Annotated in this window: 17 protein-coding genes, 2 tRNA genes and 1 pseudogene; 9 read left to right on the top strand and 11 right to left on the bottom strand. The window is 64.6% G+C overall.

All coding sequences use genetic code 11. From position 1 onward, the window contains the following. Positions 1-111 precede the first annotated feature (111 nt). On the bottom strand, positions 112-1,350 hold the full coding sequence (locus tag ACNJYA_RS14885) for an MFS transporter (protein ID WP_439403156.1): 1,239 nt from the start codon (positions 1,348-1,350) through the stop codon (positions 112-114). A 161-nt stretch (positions 1,351-1,511) separates the two neighbouring features. Between ACNJYA_RS14885 and ACNJYA_RS14880 the strand changes: the two genes are divergently transcribed. Continuing rightward, entirely contained in the window at positions 1,512-2,762 is a 1,251-nt protein-coding gene (locus tag ACNJYA_RS14880) for a NupC/NupG family nucleoside CNT transporter (protein WP_439403155.1), read from the top strand. A 110-nt stretch (positions 2,763-2,872) separates the two neighbouring features. Here the strand turns inward: ACNJYA_RS14880 and ACNJYA_RS14875 are convergent, their stop codons facing one another. After that, the gene (locus tag ACNJYA_RS14875) at positions 2,873-3,718 is read right to left on the bottom strand and encodes a rhomboid family intramembrane serine protease (protein WP_439403444.1); all 846 of its coding nucleotides are present in this window, start codon (positions 3,716-3,718) and stop codon (positions 2,873-2,875) included. An 18-nt stretch (positions 3,719-3,736) separates the two neighbouring features. Here ACNJYA_RS14875 and ACNJYA_RS14870 point away from each other — a divergent pair, with 18 nt between their 5' ends. Further along, entirely contained in the window at positions 3,737-3,973 is a 237-nt protein-coding gene (locus ACNJYA_RS14870) for a hypothetical protein (protein WP_439403536.1), read from the top strand. Positions 3,974-4,223: 250 nt separating this feature from the next. Here ACNJYA_RS14870 and ACNJYA_RS14865 read toward each other — a convergent pair whose 3' ends face one another. Next, positions 4,224-4,751 (bottom strand): cupin domain-containing protein, encoded by a 528-nt coding sequence (locus tag ACNJYA_RS14865; RefSeq protein WP_439403154.1) that lies wholly within the window; start codon positions 4,749-4,751, stop codon positions 4,224-4,226. A 413-nt stretch (positions 4,752-5,164) separates the two neighbouring features. Here ACNJYA_RS14865 and ACNJYA_RS14860 point away from each other — a divergent pair, with 413 nt between their 5' ends. Beyond that, positions 5,165-7,291, top strand: a complete 2,127-nt coding sequence (locus tag ACNJYA_RS14860) for a tetratricopeptide repeat protein (protein WP_439403153.1) — start codon at positions 5,165-5,167, stop codon at positions 7,289-7,291. Between the two features lie 128 nt (positions 7,292-7,419). Here the strand turns inward: ACNJYA_RS14860 and ACNJYA_RS14855 are convergent, their stop codons facing one another. Then, positions 7,420-7,707 (bottom strand): usg protein, encoded by a 288-nt coding sequence (locus tag ACNJYA_RS14855; protein WP_036029809.1) that lies wholly within the window; start codon positions 7,705-7,707, stop codon positions 7,420-7,422. A gap of 399 nt (positions 7,708-8,106) precedes the next feature. Here ACNJYA_RS14855 and ACNJYA_RS14850 point away from each other — a divergent pair, with 399 nt between their 5' ends. The 3 genes and pseudogenes from ACNJYA_RS14850 (at position 8,107) to ACNJYA_RS14840 (ending at position 10,533) form a co-directional block, all read left to right on the top strand. Further along, positions 8,107-8,421, top strand: a complete 315-nt coding sequence (locus tag ACNJYA_RS14850) for a co-chaperone GroES (RefSeq protein WP_025037205.1) — start codon at positions 8,107-8,109, stop codon at positions 8,419-8,421. A gap of 47 nt (positions 8,422-8,468) precedes the next feature. Continuing rightward, positions 8,469-10,109 carry a chaperonin GroEL gene (groL, locus tag ACNJYA_RS14845; RefSeq protein ID WP_212258087.1) on the top strand — a complete coding sequence of 547 codons (1,641 nt, stop codon included), beginning with the start codon at positions 8,469-8,471 and terminating at the stop codon, positions 10,107-10,109. A gap of 141 nt (positions 10,110-10,250) precedes the next feature. Continuing rightward, positions 10,251-10,533: pseudogene (locus ACNJYA_RS14840) on the top strand (GIY-YIG nuclease family protein). A gap of 112 nt (positions 10,534-10,645) precedes the next feature. Here the strand turns inward: ACNJYA_RS14840 and lepB are convergent. From lepB to ACNJYA_RS14810, 6 genes are all read right to left on the bottom strand, one after another. After that, positions 10,646-11,392 carry a signal peptidase I gene (gene lepB, locus ACNJYA_RS14835; RefSeq protein WP_439403152.1) on the bottom strand — a complete coding sequence of 249 codons (747 nt, stop codon included), beginning with the start codon at positions 11,390-11,392 and terminating at the stop codon, positions 10,646-10,648. 160 nt (positions 11,393-11,552) lie between these two features. Beyond that, entirely contained in the window at positions 11,553-12,686 is a 1,134-nt protein-coding gene (locus ACNJYA_RS14830) for a slipin family protein (protein WP_439367477.1), read from the bottom strand. A gap of 365 nt (positions 12,687-13,051) precedes the next feature. Continuing rightward, positions 13,052-13,117, bottom strand: a tRNA-His gene (locus ACNJYA_RS14825). Between the two features lie 4 nt (positions 13,118-13,121). Further along, positions 13,122-13,191, bottom strand: a tRNA-Phe gene (locus ACNJYA_RS14820). Between the two features lie 203 nt (positions 13,192-13,394). Then, complete coding sequence (locus ACNJYA_RS14815; protein ID WP_439366741.1) at positions 13,395-13,682, bottom strand: GIY-YIG nuclease family protein; 288 nt, start codon at positions 13,680-13,682, stop codon at positions 13,395-13,397. A 140-nt stretch (positions 13,683-13,822) separates the two neighbouring features. Then, the gene (locus tag ACNJYA_RS14810; protein ID WP_439366740.1) at positions 13,823-14,656 is read right to left on the bottom strand and encodes a LysR family transcriptional regulator; all 834 of its coding nucleotides are present in this window, start codon (positions 14,654-14,656) and stop codon (positions 13,823-13,825) included. Positions 14,657-14,784: 128 nt separating this feature from the next. On the opposite strand from ACNJYA_RS14810, the gene ACNJYA_RS14805 reads away from it, so the two are divergent. Next, positions 14,785-15,378 carry a cysteine hydrolase family protein gene (locus ACNJYA_RS14805; protein WP_439366739.1) on the top strand — a complete coding sequence of 198 codons (594 nt, stop codon included), beginning with the start codon at positions 14,785-14,787 and terminating at the stop codon, positions 15,376-15,378. Between the two features lie 12 nt (positions 15,379-15,390). After that, on the top strand, positions 15,391-16,029 hold the full coding sequence (locus ACNJYA_RS14800) for a glutathione S-transferase N-terminal domain-containing protein (RefSeq protein WP_439366738.1): 639 nt from the start codon (positions 15,391-15,393) through the stop codon (positions 16,027-16,029). Between the two features lie 93 nt (positions 16,030-16,122). On the opposite strand, the gene ACNJYA_RS14795 is transcribed toward ACNJYA_RS14800, so the two are convergent. Next, positions 16,123-17,214 (bottom strand): DUF2778 domain-containing protein, encoded by a 1,092-nt coding sequence (locus tag ACNJYA_RS14795; protein ID WP_439366737.1) that lies wholly within the window; start codon positions 17,212-17,214, stop codon positions 16,123-16,125. A gap of 667 nt (positions 17,215-17,881) precedes the next feature. Between ACNJYA_RS14795 and ACNJYA_RS14790 the strand changes: the two genes are divergently transcribed. Next, complete coding sequence (locus ACNJYA_RS14790) at positions 17,882-18,406, top strand: FecR domain-containing protein (protein WP_439366736.1); 525 nt, start codon at positions 17,882-17,884, stop codon at positions 18,404-18,406. The last annotated feature ends 3 nt before the right edge of the window (positions 18,407-18,409 follow it).

Raw genomic sequence — 18,409 nt, 5'->3', positions numbered from 1 at the left:
TCCACAATCGTCATTGCGAGCGCAGCGAAGCAATCCAGGCTGCCTCCGCGGTGACATTCTGGATTGCTTCGTCGCAAGGGCTCCTCGCAATGACGTGGAGAGAGCGGAGGCCTACTCTAGGGTCTCCACCTTCCGCAGGGTCGGAAACAGCTTCATCCACAGCAGCGCCACCGCGACGGTGGCGACGCCGCCGAGCACGGCGGCGGGCATGACGCCGAACAGGGCGGCGGTGAGGCCGCTCTCGAACTGGCCGAGCTGGTTCGAGGCGTTGATGAACAGGAAATTCACCGCCCCGACCCGGCCGCGCATCTCGTCGGGCGTCGACAGCTGCACCAGCGAGAAGCGGATCACGACGCTGATTGTGTCGGCCGCACCGAGAATCGCGAGCGACAGCACCGACAGCCACATCCAGGACGACAGCGCGAACACGATGGTGGCGAGGCCGAACACGATCACCGCCTGGAACATGCGCAGGCCCACATGCCTGGAGATCGCGTGTCGCGCCAGCACCATGGTCATCAGCAAGGCACCGACGGCGGGCGCGGCGCGCAGCACGCCGAGCCCGACCGGGCCGGTCTGGAGGATGTCGCGGGCATAGATCGGCAGCAGCGCCGTGACGCCACCGAACAGCACGGCGAACAAATCGAGCGAGATGGTGCCGAGGATTGCCGGGTTGCTGCGAATGAAGCGGACGCCGGCGAAGATGTTGTCGGAGTCCATCCCCTCCCTTGCGATCGCCTGCGGGCGCGGACGGATGAAACCGGTCAAAATCATCCCCAACACCCAGAACAGGACCATCACGGCATAGGCAAGGTGCGGGGCGATTGCGTAGGCGATGCCGCCGAGCGCAGGTCCCGTGATGGTCGCGACCTGCGCCGCCCCACTGGAGACGGCGGTGGCGCGCTGGAGCGAGCCCTGCGGCGCGATCAGCGGCAGCAGCGCCGCCGTGGTCGGGCTCTCGAACGCGCCGGCGATCCCGAGCAGGAAGGTCGCGATGAAGATCTGCACCTCGCTGACCGCGCCGAGATAGGTGATGGTCGCGAGATAGAGCGCGGTCGCGGCCTCCACCAGCTGGCAGAGCTGGACCACGCGCTTGCGCTCGTAGCGGTCGGCGGCGTGGCCTGCGACGAACACCAGAAGCGCCGTGGGCAGGAACTGGACGAGGCCGACCATGCCGAGGTCGAAGGCCGAGCCGGTGAGATCGTAGATCTGCCAGCCGATCGCAACCGCCGCGATCTGGCTGGAGAAGCGCGACAGGCTGCGCGAGAGCAGGAAGAACAGGAAGGCGCGGTGGGCGAGAAGCGCGCCGGCGCTGACCGGTCGATGTCCGGATATTGGCTGCTCTGGCATCGCCTGTCGGGTCACCCTCGGACCGCTCTTTCCCTCGATGTCGAAGGCCTCCCGCGTGGCCGAGGTGGCCCCGCTTGTCAACACTGGGGCGTTTCTGGCCGGTCCCGGCATTGCCTTTGCAGCGCAGGCGCGGCCATAATCATTGAGGGTTTGGGGACACCATGCTGCGCTTGCAATCGGCACTCGGCATTTTCGCATTGCTGTTGATCGCCTTCGCGCTGGCGGAGAATCGGCGCGCCGTGTCGCTGCGCCAGGCGGCGATCGGCCTCGCCGCGACCTTCGTCACCGCCCTCGTGCTGCTGAAGCTGCCGGTCGTCGCCCATGCCTTCGGTGCCATCAACGACGCGGTCGGCGCGATCTCGGCGGCTTCGCGGGCCGGCTCCGCCTTCGTGTTCGGCTATGTCGGCGGCGGAGCCCTGCCCTTCGACCTGAAGGCGCCCGGCGCGGACTTCATCCTGGCGTTCCAGGCGCTGCCGATCGTGCTGGTCATGAGCGTGCTGACGACGCTGTTGTTCTATTGGCGCGTGCTGCCACCGATCGTCCGCGGCATGGCCTGGCTGCTGGAGCGTACGCTCGGCGTCGGCGGCGCGGTCGGTCTCTCGACCGCCGCCAACATCTTCCTCGGCATGGTCGAGGCGCCGCTGTTCGTGCGGCCGTATCTGGCACAGATGACGCGCAGCGAGTTGTTCCTGGTCATGACCGGCGGCATGGCCGGCATCGCCGGCACGGTGCTGGTGCTCTATGCGACGCTGCTGGCCCCGCTCATCCCCGACGCCGCCGCGCATTTCGTCATCGCCTCCGTGCTCGGCGCGCCAGCGGCGATCCTGGTCAGCCTGATCATGGTGCCCGAAACATCCGACAAGCGCACCGGCGGCGCGCTGGAGGATCCGGAGATGGAGGTCGCCAGCACGATGGACGCGATCGTCAAAGGCACCAGCGCGGGGATCGAGCTGCTGATCAACATCGTCGCGATGCTGCTGGTGCTGGTGGCGCTGGTCTACCTCGTCAACGCAATCCTCGGCCTGCTTCCACACATCGGCGGCGCCGCGATCTCGCTGCAGCGGCTGCTCGGCCTCGTCATGGCGCCGGTGTGCTGGCTGATGGGGTTGCCGTGGGATCAGGCGATCACCGCCGGCAGCCTGATGGGCACCAAGACCGTGCTCAACGAATTGATCGCCTATGTCGACTTCTCGAAGCTGCCGCCCGATACGCTCGATCCGCGCTCGCGCCTGATCATGCTTTATGCGATGTGCGGCTTCGCCAATTTCGCCAGCCTCGGCATCATGATCGGCGGCTTAGGGGTGATGGCGCCGGAGCGGCGCGAGGAGATCAACGCGCTGGGGCTGAAGTCGATCGTGTCGGGGACGCTGACGACGTGCCTGATGGGCGCGGTGGTGGGGGTGCTGGCGTAGGCTCTCTCTACCGTCATTGCGAGCGAAGCGAAGCAATCCAGGCCGTTTCCGTAGATACATTTCTGGATTGCTTCGCTTCGCTCGCAATGACGGCGGAAGGAACGTACGGCTCAACCGCATAGTTTCGATTTCTGCAGGATACGGCGCACCTCGGGCATCTTGGCACGGCATGGCTCGGCGGCCATGGCCTTCGCTTCGCTGGTTCGCCCCTGCGCCCACAGCAACACCGCCATCAAGCCCTGCGCCCCCGCACGCACCGGCCCGCCCGCCACGTCCGAAGCTGCGAGCGCCATGGCGGTTCGCGCTTCCGTCTCGGCGGCACTAAGGTTCGCTTTTTCCAGGAAGAAGACCGCACGGTACACGTGAGCCCGCGCGTCTTTCGGGTAGCGGGTGACGAGATCGAGCGACCGTGAGACCATCTCGTCAGCCTTCACCGGCACTTCCGAGGCGCGGATATAGTGCGCGGCGTCGGCCATGTAAGCCGAATAATGCGCGGCGGCGAAGCCGGCGCAGATGAGAGATCCGATGGATCCTGCAAGCAAGGTCATGCTCGCACTTCGCGGCAGGCTGTCATAGGACCAGAAGGCCAGCCACGGCGTGACGGCGAGCGCGGCGCCGGCCACGGCACCGCCTGCATGCGCATAATAGTTGACGTTGCCGGACGCGCCGAAGGCAAGCGGCAGCAGTGCGGGAACCCCGAAGAACAGCGACGTCTTCAGCCTCGATATGGTTTGATCGGCGTCCGCTTCTGGATCGAAGCTCGCGACGAACAGCGCGGCGATCAGCCCGGTGATGGCGCCGGATGCCCCGACGCCGACCGTGCCGGGACCGTTGCCCAGCAGCGAGCCGGCCTCGCCGGCCAATGCACTGGCAACGAAGATCAGCGCGAACCAGCCGCGGCCGATCAGCGACTCCAGCCTGACGCCGACGATGAACAGCGCCACGCAATTGCTCACGAGGTGCCACCCGCTGCCATGCAGAAGCGGCGCAAGGCCGATCCGCCACCACTCCCCCCTCCCGACGACGAGATCGTAGCCGGACGCGCCCTGAGCGATCAGCGAGCGGACATCGAGGTCGCCGTCCCGCGCAATGTCGACGGCCAGACTGCGTTGCAGAGCGAAGATCAGGAGCAGAGCGAAGATCAGGCCAAGGGTGAGGAAGGGGATATCGGCCAGAAGCTTGTTGTCGGCAAAAAGCGTCTCCTCGCTTGACGAGGGCTTCTCCACAGCGATCGGCGCGGCTGCGGGTTGAAACAATGCTCTTGGAGCTGGCGCTACGGTGCCGCGTCGGCCAAAAGTGTTGGTCGCCATGAAAGCATTTCCCGCGTTGTCACAGCCTTGAGTTGACGCGAGAGGTGTTTTCGACTGGTTAGCACCGAGTTTGCGGGGCGGCCGAAATCATCCCGATTGCTGACCGCCCGGTTTCGCGGATCGACCGCATTTTAGCGATCAAGGGTCGCGCTTACGCCTTCAACTCCACCGTCTTGAACTCAGCGGGGAGGATCACCTCCAGCAGCTCCACGTCTTCCGAATAGTCCAGGATCATGTGCCTGATCTTCGGCGGCTGGGTCCAGGCGCTGCCTTGCTTCATCAAGGTCTCGCCCTGTCCGTCCATATAGGTCTTCACCCACCCCTTGAGCACGTAGACCATCTGGAATTCGACGTCGTGATAGTGGAGCTTGGAGACCTCGGCCGGATTGCAGGGGCCTTGCAAGCGGATCACATGCGCCTGCGCCAGGCCATGGGTCGCCTCGGCGATGCCGAGATCGCGGTACTTCGCGTAGGTGCGCAGGCCGTCGGCCTTGAAGTCTTCCTCGCGGTGATGGCTGACGGCGATGCGCTGCTTCGGACGTGCGGGCTTCTTCGGGGCGGCAGTGCGCGCCTTCGCCTTCACGGCCTTGCGTGCAGAGGATCGCGCCGCCGCCTTGGCGCCGCTCCGCTTCTTGACCGCGGTCTTCATTGCAGGCCTCGATGCCTTTTGCTTGGCCATTGTCTGCCTCCCTGTTCTGAGCCGCGCCCGTCGCACCGGTGTGGCCCGAACGCCAGATTACCCAGTCGTGGGCGAAGCGGCAATTGCGGGCTGATTGTGCTGAGTAGCGCCGCATCTGCGCTTACCCTCCCCTGGAGGGGGAGGGTCGATCGCGCGAAGCGCGAGCGGGGTGGGGTGATCTCTCCACTCGGACACTGTTCGACGTCGAGAGACCGTCACCCCACCCCGTCTCACATTTCGCTCCGCTCAATGTGAGCCGACCCCCCCTCCAGGGGAGGGTAAGAGGCTGTTGGCCAATCACGCGATCTCCGCATCGATCGTAGCTTGCCCCAGGCTGTCGTGGCGAGCGGCCGTCGTCTCGTCTTCGTTCTCGCGCTGAACTAGTCTCACCGGGGAAATCCGGGGAATGATTCATGGGCAGCAATGTCGGTCAGCGTGCATTTCAAAATGCCCGGCTTCAGAAACGGCAAAAGGCCGAATCGCTACCCTTGCTCGGGCAAGCGCTCGAATTGCACAAGAAGGGACGCCTGCCCGAGGCCAAGGCTGCCTATCGCCAGCTCCTGCAGATCGCACCCAATCAATTCATCGCCCTGCATATGCTCGGCGCCCTGGAGTCCGATGCGAAGAACTATCAGCAGGCCGAGATCCTGCTGAGCCGGGCGGTTGCCGCGGATCCGCGATCGGCCGAAGCCCATATGAGCCTGGGCGTCGCGCTGAACGGGCTGAAACGTCACGCTGAGGCCCGCGAGATTTATCGCAAGGCCCTCGCCTTGCGGCCCAACTACGCCCTCGCCCTGTCCAATCTCGGGAACGCGAGCGCAGCCCTTGATCGCTACCAGGAAGCGCTCGAGAGCTACGATCGGGCGCTCGCCATCGACGGAAACCTGGCCGAAGCCCACAACGGCCGGGGCTCTGCGCTCTGCCGTCTGCGCAACTACGACGAGGCGCTCGCAAGCCTGAACCGCGCGCTCGCGATCAAGCCCGACTATGCGGCGGCGCTGGCGAACCGCGCCGTTGCACTCCGGGAGCTGCAGCGATTTGACGAGGCCATGGCGGATTGCAATCGGGCGATCGCCCTAGCCCCTGACGACGTGAACGGATGGCTCTGGCGCGCCAATGTCTTGCTCCAGACCCAGCAGATGGCCCAGGCATTGGCCGATTGCGAAAAGGCGCTCGCGATCGCGCCCGATTCCGATCAGGCTCACCTGGTGCTGGGCCTCTGCCTTGCCGGGCTCGGCCGGGTCGACGAAGCCCTGGCCAGTTTCGACAGAGCCCTCGACATCCGGCCCGACCTCGAGAGCGCGATCTCCAGCAAGATCTTCGCGCTCGACTTCGTGCCGGACGCGAGCGTCGCGCAGCATCAGCAGGCGCGACGCGTATGGTGGGAGCGGATCGGCGCGAAACTCGCGTCAGAAGCGGCGGCACCGCATGACAACAGCCGCGATCCGGATCGCCGCCTGGTGCTGGGCTACGTCTCGTCGGACTTCAACGCGCATTCGGCCGCGTTCATTTTCAAGCCCGTGCTGCAACACCATGATCGGGCCCAGTTCGAGATCGTGTGCTACTCGTGCTCGTCGAAAGTGGACGCGACGACACGCGAATTTCAAGCCATCGCCGATCGCTGGCGTGATGCCTCGCAATGGAGCGACGATCGCCTTGCCGCCCAGATTCGCGACGATCGCATCGATATCCTGATCGATCTGTCCGGCCATACCAGAGGAAACCGCCTCGGTGTATTTGCGCGCAAGCCGGCACCGATCCAGGCGCACGGCTGGGGCCACGGCACCGGCACCGGACTGCCGACGATCGACTATCTGTTCTCGGATCCGGTCGGGATTCCTTCGGCGGTTCGGCCTCTGTTTGCAGAGACGGTCGTCGACCTGCCGTGCTTCGTGACCCTGGCGCCGCTGCCTGCCGGAATTGCGCAGGGCAAGACGCCGGCGCTCTCGAACGGCTTCGTCACATTCGGTGTCTTCAACCGCATCAGCAAGATCTCGGACGAGGCAGCGGCAGTCTGGTCCAGGATTCTCGCGCGGGTGCCGGGCTCGCGACTGCTGATCAAGGACGTTGCGCTCGACGATCAACTGGTCCGCGACAAGCTGCTGGCGCGATTTGCGGCGTGCCGATTGCCGGCCGAACGCGTCGATCTGCTTGGAGCCACCTTGCGGGACGAGCATCTGGCATCGTTCAACCGCATCGACATTGCCCTCGACCCGTTCCCGCAGAACGGCGGCGTCAGCACATGGGAAGCCCTGCAGATGGGCGTGCCCGTGGTGGCGAAGCTGGGGAGCAGCCTGCCCGGCCGCGCTGCCGGGGCCATCCTCACCGCGCTTGGCCTGCCGGACTGGGTCGCCGACAGCGAGGAGGCCTATGTCGAGATCGCGGCCAGCCGTGCGGCTGAGATTGGCGAGCTCGACCAATTGCGCCGCGAATTGCCCGCAACGATCAACGCCGCGGCCGCGGGCAACCCCGTCGCATATGCGCAAGCGGTGGACGAGGCCTATCGCGCGATGTGGACGCGCTATTGCAGCGGCATCTGATTGGGAGATCTAGTAGGGTGGGCTAAGCGTAGCGTGCCCACCATTGCCAGATATTGCGCAGAGATGGTGGGGTGGGCACGGCGCGCGAAGTGCGCGCCTTTGCCCACCCTACGAGACCGCTGCGCTGTTCAATGCAGCCGGAACACGCCGTCGACGGCGCGGAGCTCGGCCGGCTTGATCAGCTTGCAATGTGCCACCGTGACCGAGTGGAGGGGACCGTCGAGCTTCTCCTGCCAGAACGCCAGGAAGTCGGTCAGCGCGGGGAATTTCGGAAACATGTCGTAGTTCTGCCAGACATAGGTCTGCAGCAGCGAGGGATGATCCGGCATCCGATAGAGAATTTGTGCCGTCGTCAGCCCGTAGCCCAGCATCTGTTTCCGGAATTCCTCGGAAACGCCCCCAACGCGCAGTCCCATGCCAAACCTCCTTTGCAGGAGCGCATTTGCGGGGGTGGCCTGTCCGTGCCCCGGGAGCCACCCGGAAACGATGCGCTCACATGAGAGAAATGTGACGCAAACTGACAACTCATCTCAAGCCCAAAAGTTTAACAAGCTGTTGAAATTCAATGCTTTAGCAGCAGAGACGACTCCGTGCTAATACGGCCTCCCAAGCGGCCTCGAAGAGGCCTCCGAGGCTGGTTAACGATGGCAAAGGGTTTCTGGCAGTCCGCGCTTTCGGCTGCTAATTTTTCTGCTACAAACCCTTGCCCCCGCAAAATTCCTGTCCTATTTCAGCGTCGCCCGTGCTAGCACTCACGGGCAACGATTGCTAACAACCTCAAAACCTCAACCCGAGCAATTGCTTAGGAGGACTGCATGAAATTCCGTCCGCTTCACGACCGCGTCGTGGTCAAGCGCATCGACGCCGAAGAGAAGACCGCTGGCGGCATCATCATTCCCGACACTGCCAAGGAAAAGCCCTCCCAGGGCGAAGTCGTCGCCGTTGGCCCCGGTGGCCGCGACGAAGCTGGCAAGCTGATCCCGATCGACCTGAAGGTCGGCGACCGCGTGCTGTTCGGCAAGTGGTCCGGCACCGAGGTCAAGATCGACGGCCAGGACCTGCTGATCATGAAGGAGAGCGACGTGATGGGCGTTCTCGAAGTCAGCGAGTCCAAGAAGAAGGCGGCTTAAGAGCCCCTCTCCTCCCTCCAGTCAAACTCACCTAAGGAAAACTCCAGATGGCAGCCAAAGAAGTCAAATTCTCGGTTGAAGCGCGCGACAAGATGCTGCGCGGCGTCGACGTTCTCGCCAACGCGGTGAAGGTCACGCTCGGTCCGAAGGGCCGCAACGTCGTGCTCGACAAGTCGTTCGGCGCTCCCCGCATCACCAAGGACGGCGTCACCGTCGCCAAGGAGATCGAGCTCGACGACAAGTTCGAGAACATGGGCGCGCAGATGGTGCGCGAAGTCGCCTCCAAGTCCGCTGACGCGGCCGGCGACGGCACCACCACCGCCACCGTGCTGGCCCAGGCGATCGTGAAGGAAGGCGCCAAGTCGGTCGCCGCCGGCATGAACCCGATGGACCTCAAGCGCGGTATCGACCTCGCGGTCGAGGCCGTCGTGGCCGACCTCGAGAAGAACTCGAAGAAGGTCACCTCGAACGACGAGATCGCCCAGGTCGGCACCATCTCGGCCAACGGCGATGCCGAGATCGGCAAGTTCCTCGCCGACGCCATGAAGAAGGTCGGCAACGAGGGCGTCATCACCGTCGAGGAAGCCAAGTCGCTCGAGACCGAGCTCGACGTGGTCGAGGGCATGCAGTTTGACCGCGGCTACATCTCGCCCTACTTCGTCACCAACGCCGACAAGATGCGCGTTGAGATGGACGACGCCTACATCCTCATCAACGAGAAGAAGCTCTCCTCGCTGAACGAGCTGCTGCCGCTGCTCGAGGCCGTGGTGCAGACCGGCAAGCCGCTGATCATCGTCGCCGAGGACGTCGAGGGCGAAGCGCTCGCGACCCTGGTCGTGAACCGTCTGCGCGGCGGCCTGAAGGTCGCGGCCGTCAAGGCTCCGGGCTTCGGCGATCGCCGCAAGGCCATGCTGCAGGACATCGCGATCCTGACCGGCGGCCAGGCGATCTCGGAAGATCTCGGCATCAAGCTCGAGAACGTCACGCTCAACATGCTCGGTCGCGCCAAGAAGGTGATGATCGACAAGGAGAACACCACGATCGTCAACGGCGCCGGCAAGAAGGCCGACATCGAGGCGCGCGTGGCCCAGATCAAGGCGCAGATCGAGGAGACCACCTCGGACTACGACCGTGAGAAGCTCCAGGAGCGTCTCGCCAAGCTCGCGGGCGGCGTCGCGGTGATCCGCGTCGGCGGCGCGACCGAGGTCGAGGTGAAGGAGCGCAAGGATCGCGTTGATGACGCGATGCATGCGACCCGCGCGGCCGTGGAAGAAGGCATCGTTCCGGGCGGCGGCGTCGCCCTGCTCCGTGCCTCCGAGCAGCTCAAGGGCCTGCGCACCAAGAACGACGACCAGAAGACCGGCGTCGAGATCGTGCGCAAGGCGCTGTCGGCGCCCGCTCGCCAGATCGCGATCAACGCCGGTGAAGACGGCTCGGTGATCGTCGGCAAGATCCTGGAGAACAAGGCCTACAATTACGGCTTCGACTCCCAGACCGGCGAATATGCCGACCTCGTCAAGAAGGGCATCATCGACCCGACCAAGGTGGTCCGCACCGCGATCCAGAACGCAGCCTCGGTGGCCGCGCTCCTGATCACCACGGAAGCCATGGTCGCCGAGCTGCCCAAGAAGGGCGGCGCCGGCCCCGCGATGCCCCCGGGCGGTGGCATGGGCGGCATGGACTTCTGAGTCTGGCCGTTCAGGCAAAGTCGAGACACGCGAAACCCCGGCAGCGATGCCGGGGTTTTTGTTTGGGGGCGATGCACGTCAAAGTGGTAAAATGGTGGCGCGACGAAGTCGCGAACCCGGAATCCATTTCACCACTTGCTCATGGCCCACTACGTCTATCTCCTCGCCAGCAAGAAATACGGCACGCTCTGGCGTGACGAACGACATCGTTCGCCGTATCCATGAACATAAGAGCAAAGCCGTCGCCGGTTTCAGCAAGAGATACTCTGTCGACAGGCTCGTTTGGTTCGAAATCTACGACGATCCCCTAACTGCCATCGCGCGCGAGAAGGAATTGAAGAAGTGGCGACGGGAATGGAAGGTCCGGCTTATTGAGGAGAAGAATCCCCAGTGGATCGACCTATATCCACAAATCGCGAGCTGAGCTTGCAGATTGATGGATTCCGGGCTCAGCGCTTCGCGCTGCCCCGGAATGACAGCCCGGATAGAGCGCGCGCAACCAAGCGCTGCGCGCTGCCCCGGAATGACGGGGCGCCTCACTCCACCTTCCCGATCCGCTCGAAGCGCGGCTCGCCGTCTTCGTCGAGCGACCAGAAAATCCGCGTCACCTTGCCGATGAGATTGTCCATCGGCACGAAGCCGAATGTCGACTGCATGCGGCTGTCGGTGGAATTGTCGCGGTTGTCGCCGAGCACGAAGAAGTGGCCCGGCGGCACCGTGAAGACGTTGGTGTTGTCGAGGGTGCCGTCGTCGGCGCAGTCGTAGGTCACATAGGACGCGCCGCTCGGCAACGTCTCGCGCCAGCGCTTGACGGCCGCGCGGTCGTCGACACCGCAGGCCTCGCCGGCGGGTGTCGCCTCGAGGGCGACGCGCGTCACCGGGCGACCGTTGAGGATGAGCTGGCCCTGCCGCATCTGGATGCGGTCTCCGGGCAGGCCGACGACGCGCTTGACGTAGTCGACAGAACTGTCCTTCGCCGTCCGGAACACGACGATGTCGCCATATTCGGGATCGGCGGCGAGGATGCGGCCCGAGATCCAAGACGGCGCGAACGGGAGGGAATAGCGGCCATAGCCGTAGGCATATTTCGCCGCGAAGACGTAGTCGCCGACCATCAGCACCGGTGCCATCGAACCGGAGGGGATGTTGAACGGCTGGTACAGGACGAAGCGAAACAGGATCACCGGCGACCACAGCACCGGGATCATCAGGATCAGGACAGAGATCGCCTTCCAGTCGCTGGATCGCGCCGCGGGGCGGATCGATTCCTGAAGAACGGTCATGTGCCTTCCCTGATCAAGACGTTGCGGCCCCAAGATGACGCAACCTGCGAGCGCGCTCAATCCCCGACCAGCTCAAATTGGTCGCGCCGCGCGCCGATCGCGTTCATCGCAGACGGCGGCAACGCAGATGTGAAGGGCCGCCCGTGGGCGGCCCTTCGGTTCATGCGCTCTCGGGCGCCTTCAGGCGCACGAGCCGGGTCAGCAGCGCATCGAGGCCCTGGCCGTCACCGGCATGGAGGTCGATGCGGCCGACCTTCTCGACCAGCCGCTCCAGCGACTCCAGCTCCTTGAGCCGCAGCAGCAGGGGGTTCTCCTCCATCAGGCGGGCAGTGTTCAGGAGCGAACGCGTCGCCGCGGTCTCCTCCTGCCGGCGGATCAGGTTCGCCTTCGCGACCCGCTCCGCCTCCACCACCTTGTTCACCAGCTCCCGGATCTCGCCGGGCAGGATCACGTCCTTGACGCCGAGCTCGGTGACCTCGACGCCGGACTCCGCGACGCGTGCCCGCACATAGTCGCGCAGCTCCGCATCCAGCGCCGCCTTCGCCGACAGCACCTCGTCCAGCGTCCGGCCAGCTACCGCCTCGCGGATCGCGAACTGCACCAGGCGGTACAGCCACGCATCCACGTCGGGCACGGTCGCAACCGTGCGCTCGGGATCGACCACCTTACGGAACGCCGTCAGCGTCACCCGCAGCGCGATGCGATCCTTGGTCAGCATCTCCTGCGCGGTGATCTCGACCGCCTGGGGCCGCAGGTCGAGGCGCTTCACCTCGATCTTGCGGCCGACGGTCCAGAAGGCGTGCCGGCCGGGCGCGAGCCGCTCGGTGAGCCGGCCCTCGACATAGAGCAGGCCCGCCTCGTGGTTCTCGACCACCGTCTCCGACGTCACGGCCGAACGGTTGCGCTCGATCATGGCCAGATGTCGCGCGCTGACCTTGGGATCAGCGGACACATCGATGCGCTCGACATCGATGCGGGTTGCGACCTTCCAGTAGACGCGCACCTGCCAGGGCGTCATCAGATGCACGGGCCGGCCGTCGAGGCTGACGATGGCGATCTCGTCCGCCTTGGTCTCGACCGCCTCGAACAGCTCGGCGGCCAGATCAGGCCGCGCGGCCTTCAGCACCGCGTAGCGCTCCGCAGGAAATTCGCTGCGGACCACGTCGAGCACCTCGGCGCTCAGCTCGTGCAGGGGATCGAACAGGCGATGCTTGCCGGGCGCGAGCACGCGCACGAGCTGCCCGTTGCGCGTCAGCAACGCACGCTCGCCATCCTTCACCGTCACGTTCAGCATCAGCAAGTGCCAGCCCTTGTTCAAAGTCATGGCACGCCTCCTTCATTTGCGCCCGGCCGAATGCCGGACGACAGGTTTCGTTTGCAAAGGACTTGAGGACGCGGACGACGCTTCCCATGAAATCGGCGGGCCGGGGCTTGAGCTTGCACGATGACGGGCGCACGCGCGCGATCGCGCGACTGACGTCGCGCGGTCATGCGGAGCCACCCGGCATCGGCGCAAGCGGTATCGACCCGCGGCGCAAAGCCGGTCTCACAGTGTCGTTGTTCGGACGAAAGCCTTTTGGGCAATGCGGCCGGACGGCGACTGAAGCGCGCGTCCGGTCCCCTTCAGAGGTATCAGCTTATGAGGCTGAAACGGAGCGCTGGAGCGGGATTCGAACCCGCGACAGGATGAGTCACAATCATCTGCTCTACCAAACTGAGCTATCCTTTGTGCAAGAGACCGGAATCGAACCGATGCCTTCGGGCTTTCAACCCGACGCTCTCCATGAGCTACGTCCTGCGTTTCTCCTTCATTCGGCGGGACACGAAACCGGAAGACCGGCCCGCGCCAGTCGGGATCTCAACGAGCCCGAACCCACGGCCTAGCGAAGGACGGCGCTAATAGACCAGGCACGTTCGGGTTGCAAGGGGGTGATGCAAGATTTTTCATCCGTCATTCCGGGGCGCGGCGAAGCCGCGAGCCCGGAAGCCATAACCACAAGTCCTAGTTGGAGATCCCGTTGTTGAGATCATCCCAGTTGGGATTCTGTTCGTCGATCAATCGCGTCTTCCAATCCCGACGCCATTTCTTCAGTTCTTTTTCTCGAGCAATCGCACTCGCGGGGTCGTCGAAAATCTCAAACAGAACCAGCTTGTCGACGCCGTATCGCTTGGTGAATCCCGGGACGACTTTGGTCTTGTGCTGGTAAACGCGTCGAACGAGGTCGCTGGTTACGCCAATGTAGAGCGTGCCGTATTTTCTACTCGCCAGGATGTAGACGTAGTACGCCATTCCATCGGCCTGTGATTATGGATTCCGGGCTCGGCGCTTCGCGCCGCCCCGGAATGACGAGCGGATGTTAGGATGAAGCGGAGAGTACATCAACCAAAAGCTGTAGTCGCAGTATTGCGATCGTTGCTCCGCGAAGCGCCTCAACCGCGCGACATCGCCTGGAAGCACGCCCTCACCCAGTCGATGGTCACGCGCGCTGCAGCGTCGCGCTTGAGATGGTTCTGCACCAAGAGCCAGACGTCGCGGCGCTTCGGTAGCAGCGTGGCGCGCAGGCGGCGATCGCCGAGCAAGTCCGCGCAAACATACTCCGGCAACACGCCTGCGGCCTGATGCGCGCGGATCAGGTTACGGATGACACGAACGTTGTCGGTGACGCAACGCGCGCGGGCTTTCTTGGTGCGCAGGAATTGCATCTCGGGAATGGCACCGAGCTCGTCCGGATAGACGCAGAGCATCGGCTCGCCTTCGATCCTCGCAGGCTCGAAGTAATAGAGCTTGATGTCGCCGACCCTGGAGATCGCGAAATCGCCCTTGTCGGGCTTGCGCAGGCGGATGGCAAGATCGGCCTCCCAGCGCGAGAATTTGACGTTCTCGCTCGAGGTGAGGAATTGCAACGTCAGGCCGGGATGAGCGCGCAGGAAGTCGCTCGTGCGCGGCGACAGCACCGCCTCGGCGACCGTATTGGTGGAGGCGATGCGCAGACGTCCGACCGGACCTTCCAGGCTCTCGCTGAGGCGACCGATCTCGGCGGCATGTGCGGCCATCGCCTCGACATGCGCCAGCACCGCCTCGCAACTCCGCGTCGGCCGGCGGACGCCGTCGGCGGCCTCGAACAGACGCAAACCGAGCGCACGCTCGATGCGCGACAGCCTGCGTCCGACCGTCGTTTCGTCGATGCGCAGCCGCGCGCTGGCGCCGGCGTAGGTGCCCTCCTCCCTGACGGCAGCGATGATGCGCAGATCGTCCCAGTTCATTGCGCGAGGCTATACCGGCCCCGAGCGGCCTGCAATATCGCAGCCACCCGCTGCAATATCCCTGCATATCGGCAGGCCTCCGCGGCGCTATGTTTCGTTCAGCCTTTGCCCCGGAGATTCCCAAGACCATGACGACCGCGAAGACCCTGCTGCAGCTCGCCGGCGCCGATCTCAACCCGCCGCGCCTTGCCGACGCCGCGCTGGTGCTGATCGATATCCAGAACGAGTATCTCGAAGGTCCTCTCGCTTTGCCCGAGGCGAGACCTGCGATCGCGCGGGCGGCTGCGCTCCTGGCACGGGCTCGCGACAGCGGCGCCGCGATCTTCCATATTGCCCATCGCGGCAAGGCCGGCAGCCTGTTCGATCGTGGCGCTGAGCGCGGCGCCATCGTCGCCGAACTGAGCCCCCGTGCCGGCGAGCTGGTGATCGAGAAGGAGTTGCCGAATGCGTTCGCCGGCACTGATTTGCAGGCGCGCCTTGCCGCAACCGACAGGAAGAACATCGTGCTGGCCGGCTTCATGACGCATATGTGCGTCAGCTCCACCGCGCGCGCCGCGCTCGACCTCGGTTTTCGCACGACGATCGATGCCGATTCCTGCGCCACGCGCGACCTGCCGGACGGCCGCGGCGGCACGCTGGACGCTCGAACCATCCATGAGGTTGCACTCGCCGAGCTATCCGACCGCTTCGCCATCATCGCGCGCGGCGACGCACTGAAATAATGGAGCAACGCGATGCTGCAACTCTATTTCTCGCCGATGGCCTGCTCGCTTGCGAGCCGCATCGCGCTGATGGAAGCAGGCCTCGAGGCGCACTATCATCTGGTGCATCTCAGGACCAAGCAGGTCGTGGACGACGACAGCGACTTTCGCGACGTAGCGCCGAAGGGAGCGGTGCCGGTCCTCGTGCTGGAGAACGGCGATCGGCTGACGGAGAGCGCGGCGGTGCTGCAATACATCGCCGATCTGAAACCGGAGACGGGTCTTGCGCCGCGGTTCGGCGATCCCGATCGCTATCGCCTGCAGGAATGGCTGAGCTTCGTCGGCGCCGAGATCCACAAGGCGTTCCTGTTTCCGACCTTCTGGTACAAGGACGACGGCTCGCTCGCCAAGCCGCGTGCACGGATCCCGCAGACCCTGTCGGTGCCGTCAGCGCATCTGGCAGACCGCGAATTCCTCGTCGGCAACGGCTTCACCGTGGCAGATGCCCATCTCACCTGGGCCTTGCTGCTGCTCCGTCCGGCGGGGGTAGACATCACGCAATGGCCGCCGCTGGCGGCCTATCTCGAACGCATGCAGGCGCGGCCCGTGGTGCGAGAGGCGATCGCCACCGAGATGGCGCTGCGCAAGACCATGCCCGCCAATGCCGCGTAGCAGGTCACCGATGCGGGCAATGGCGCTGGCAAAGCGAAAAAACAAAAGGGCCGCAGTGAGCGGCCCTTTTGCGTTACCGGGAATTGACTGAGATCACTCCACCCGCGCCAGCACGGCGAGCTTGCGGATGCCCTTGTTGCGGTAGGCGTCGAGGAACGCGTAGTAGTCCTTGAACGACACGCAGCCGTTGGAATCACCGTTCGGCCCGAGCATGAAGGTGTGAGCGAGCAGGCCGTCGCGGCCGTAGATCGCACTCTCGCCGCCGATCGGGGTCAGGCGCAGCGCCGGCACGCCGTGGAACAGCGCCTCGCGCGGCTTCAGCGTGTAGATGTGCGGGGGCGTCACGCCGCGCATGCGGATCTTCGAGGAGCGCGGATCGTCGAGATTGGAGCCGAGGCCGGAATGCGCCTCGAGCCTGGTGCCGTCGGGCAGATACACCGTTTTGGCGGTGATGTCGTAGACCGCGGTGTCGCGCTCATAGGGCGGCGCGCCGCCGAGCATGGGGTTCTGCTCCTTCGGCGCGATGGATGCCGTCACGCTGGCATCGGCCGAGGCGTAGGCGAGCAGTCCACCCGACGGCTCGCGCTTGCCCCAGAGCTTTTCGACCATCGACTGGCGCGGAGCGGTGATCGACATCACCGCGGCCTTGGCGCGATCGGCGAAGGATTTCGGTTTCGCTTCGGGCGCCGGCACGATCTCGGCCGGGTCGGCCGAGGCCAGTTGCATCTGGCCCTCGCGCTTGGCCTTGTCAGCAGGCTTGTCGATGGTCTTGTCAGTGGATTTGGCCGCCGGCTTCAGCGCGTCCGCGACCTTGGCGATCACGCTCTGCTTCGGGGCGTCCTTCGAAGTTTCCTTGGTTGCCGCAACCTGGGCTGCGGGTGCGCTCGCGGCATTCGACGGCACGCCTTGCGTCGCCGCCGCGGCAAAGCGCTCGTTGAACATCTCGCGCGAGATCGGAGCTGCGACCTGCAGCCGGTCGGGCAGCAGCGCGAAAGTTTCCTTGATGGCTTCGCCCGCCTCACGCAGTGCCACCCTGGGCGCGCGCTTGATCACCGGCTCGTCGTAGCCGATGCTGCCCACCGTCGGATAGACGCTCGCGCCGAAGATGTTGCTGTGGATGGTCCAGCCGGCGCCCATCACGACGCAGCCGATCGCCGCGGCGCCAAGCCAATTGGTCGTTGTCATTTTCCGGGAAGATTTCCGCGAATTGTTCTTGGAGAAATTCTTGGACTTCCGTGCCGCGTTACTCTGCGCAGCGATACTCGTACTCATTCGCCTTGCGTCCAGGACGGTGTCACTCAGTCCCCCTTCGAAGCGCCGCTGGTCACGATCCGGGAACAGCATCTCGCAGAGGGTCGGAGCGTCATTAAGGCGACTTTTAGTTAAATGCGGATTAAGTTCGGGCGGATCTGGGGCAACTCGTTAACGTTGTCCCGTTTTGAGAAAAAAGCCCGCAGAACTACGGACTTAGTCGGGTCTGTTCACCATAATTCTCGGCCGATTCAGCACGCTCTGCGGACGTCCTCGGCCACATCCATGACGCACTCAACAACGTCATTTTCGTGATCCTCGACTGCCCCCAAAACGTAATGCGCAAGCGTTGCGCGAGGCTGGTGGAGCACGCGTCCGATAGGCCTCTTCCGCCGGCCATGCGGCACCGGCCCAGGCGCATGACGCGTCACGCGACCTCACGCGGCACGGCGCCGTGACTGAAAGTTGATCGCGTCGGTTCTGGACATCGCCACCGCGAGAAAATAGCTGCCACGTCGGCACTTCTCAGCAGCCTCTGCGTGTGATACGGTACCGTATCGTCCCGCCCTGACCTGTGCCGAGCACGCAAACGGAGGCTGGCATGAGAGGGATCGCGCGCGCAGGGCTTTTCGCCCTGGCGGGGTCGCTTCTGTTGATTGGATCTGCGATGGCGCAGCCTGCGGCCGATGCGGGCTGCACGGCATCGCCGTCGGCTGCCGGGACGCAGACCTGGCGCTGCGACAACGGCATCACCATCGTCGCGGAAAACGGCGCCAAGTTTGAACTGAAGGACGCCAACCGCGACGGACATATAGACTCGGTCGAATTGAGCAGCAAAGCCTTGCTGCTCGAGGTGCCCAAGAAGCCGCGGGGCAATCCCTTCAAGGTGCTGACGCCGCAAGCGATTGCCGCGGTGCGCGGCACCAAATGGGCGGTCGATGTCGCTGACGCCAAGACCGCCGTGTTCGTCGCAGACGGCCGGGTCGGCGTGAGCCGCAGGGCTCGTGGACGCGGCGTCGTGCTTGGGCCCGGCGAAGGCGTCGATGTCGAGGCAACCGGCCCCCTGATCGTCAAGACCTGGGGCCAGCCGCGCGTCGATGCGCTGATGGCAAGACTCGGGCAATGAGCC

It is taken from the genome of Bradyrhizobium sp. BLXBL-01 (assembly GCF_051853025.1).
Taxonomy (GTDB): domain Bacteria; phylum Pseudomonadota; class Alphaproteobacteria; order Rhizobiales; family Xanthobacteraceae; genus Bradyrhizobium.
This window is presented reverse-complemented; position numbering and strand designations above follow the sequence as displayed.

What these genes read in the sequence shown, in the direction of transcription:
- ACNJYA_RS14885 (WP_439403156.1), bottom strand. Translation starts at nt 1,350, where the DNA reads ATGCCAGAGCAGCCAATATCCGGACATCGACCGGTCAGCGCCGGCGCG.
- ACNJYA_RS14880 (WP_439403155.1), top strand. Translation starts at nt 1,512, where the DNA reads ATGCTGCGCTTGCAATCGGCACTCGGCATTTTCGCATTGCTGTTGATC.
- ACNJYA_RS14870 (WP_439403536.1), top strand. Translation starts at nt 3,737, where the DNA reads ATGCAGAAGCGGCGCAAGGCCGATCCGCCACCACTCCCCCCTCCCGAC.
- ACNJYA_RS14865 (WP_439403154.1), bottom strand. Translation starts at nt 4,751, where the DNA reads ATGGCCAAGCAAAAGGCATCGAGGCCTGCAATGAAGACCGCGGTCAAG.
- ACNJYA_RS14860 (WP_439403153.1), top strand. Translation starts at nt 5,165, where the DNA reads ATGGGCAGCAATGTCGGTCAGCGTGCATTTCAAAATGCCCGGCTTCAG.
- ACNJYA_RS14855 (WP_036029809.1), bottom strand. Translation starts at nt 7,707, where the DNA reads ATGGGACTGCGCGTTGGGGGCGTTTCCGAGGAATTCCGGAAACAGATG.
- ACNJYA_RS14850 (WP_025037205.1), top strand. Translation starts at nt 8,107, where the DNA reads ATGAAATTCCGTCCGCTTCACGACCGCGTCGTGGTCAAGCGCATCGAC.
- groL (WP_212258087.1), top strand. Translation starts at nt 8,469, where the DNA reads ATGGCAGCCAAAGAAGTCAAATTCTCGGTTGAAGCGCGCGACAAGATG.
- lepB (WP_439403152.1), bottom strand. Translation starts at nt 11,392, where the DNA reads ATGACCGTTCTTCAGGAATCGATCCGCCCCGCGGCGCGATCCAGCGAC.
- ACNJYA_RS14830 (WP_439367477.1), bottom strand. Translation starts at nt 12,686, where the DNA reads ATGCTGAACGTGACGGTGAAGGATGGCGAGCGTGCGTTGCTGACGCGC.
- ACNJYA_RS14815 (WP_439366741.1), bottom strand. Translation starts at nt 13,682, where the DNA reads ATGGCGTACTACGTCTACATCCTGGCGAGTAGAAAATACGGCACGCTC.
- ACNJYA_RS14810 (WP_439366740.1), bottom strand. Translation starts at nt 14,656, where the DNA reads ATGAACTGGGACGATCTGCGCATCATCGCTGCCGTCAGGGAGGAGGGC.
- ACNJYA_RS14805 (WP_439366739.1), top strand. Translation starts at nt 14,785, where the DNA reads ATGACGACCGCGAAGACCCTGCTGCAGCTCGCCGGCGCCGATCTCAAC.
- ACNJYA_RS14800 (WP_439366738.1), top strand. Translation starts at nt 15,391, where the DNA reads ATGCTGCAACTCTATTTCTCGCCGATGGCCTGCTCGCTTGCGAGCCGC.
- ACNJYA_RS14795 (WP_439366737.1), bottom strand. Translation starts at nt 17,214, where the DNA reads ATGACAACGACCAATTGGCTTGGCGCCGCGGCGATCGGCTGCGTCGTG.
- ACNJYA_RS14790 (WP_439366736.1), top strand. Translation starts at nt 17,882, where the DNA reads ATGAGAGGGATCGCGCGCGCAGGGCTTTTCGCCCTGGCGGGGTCGCTT.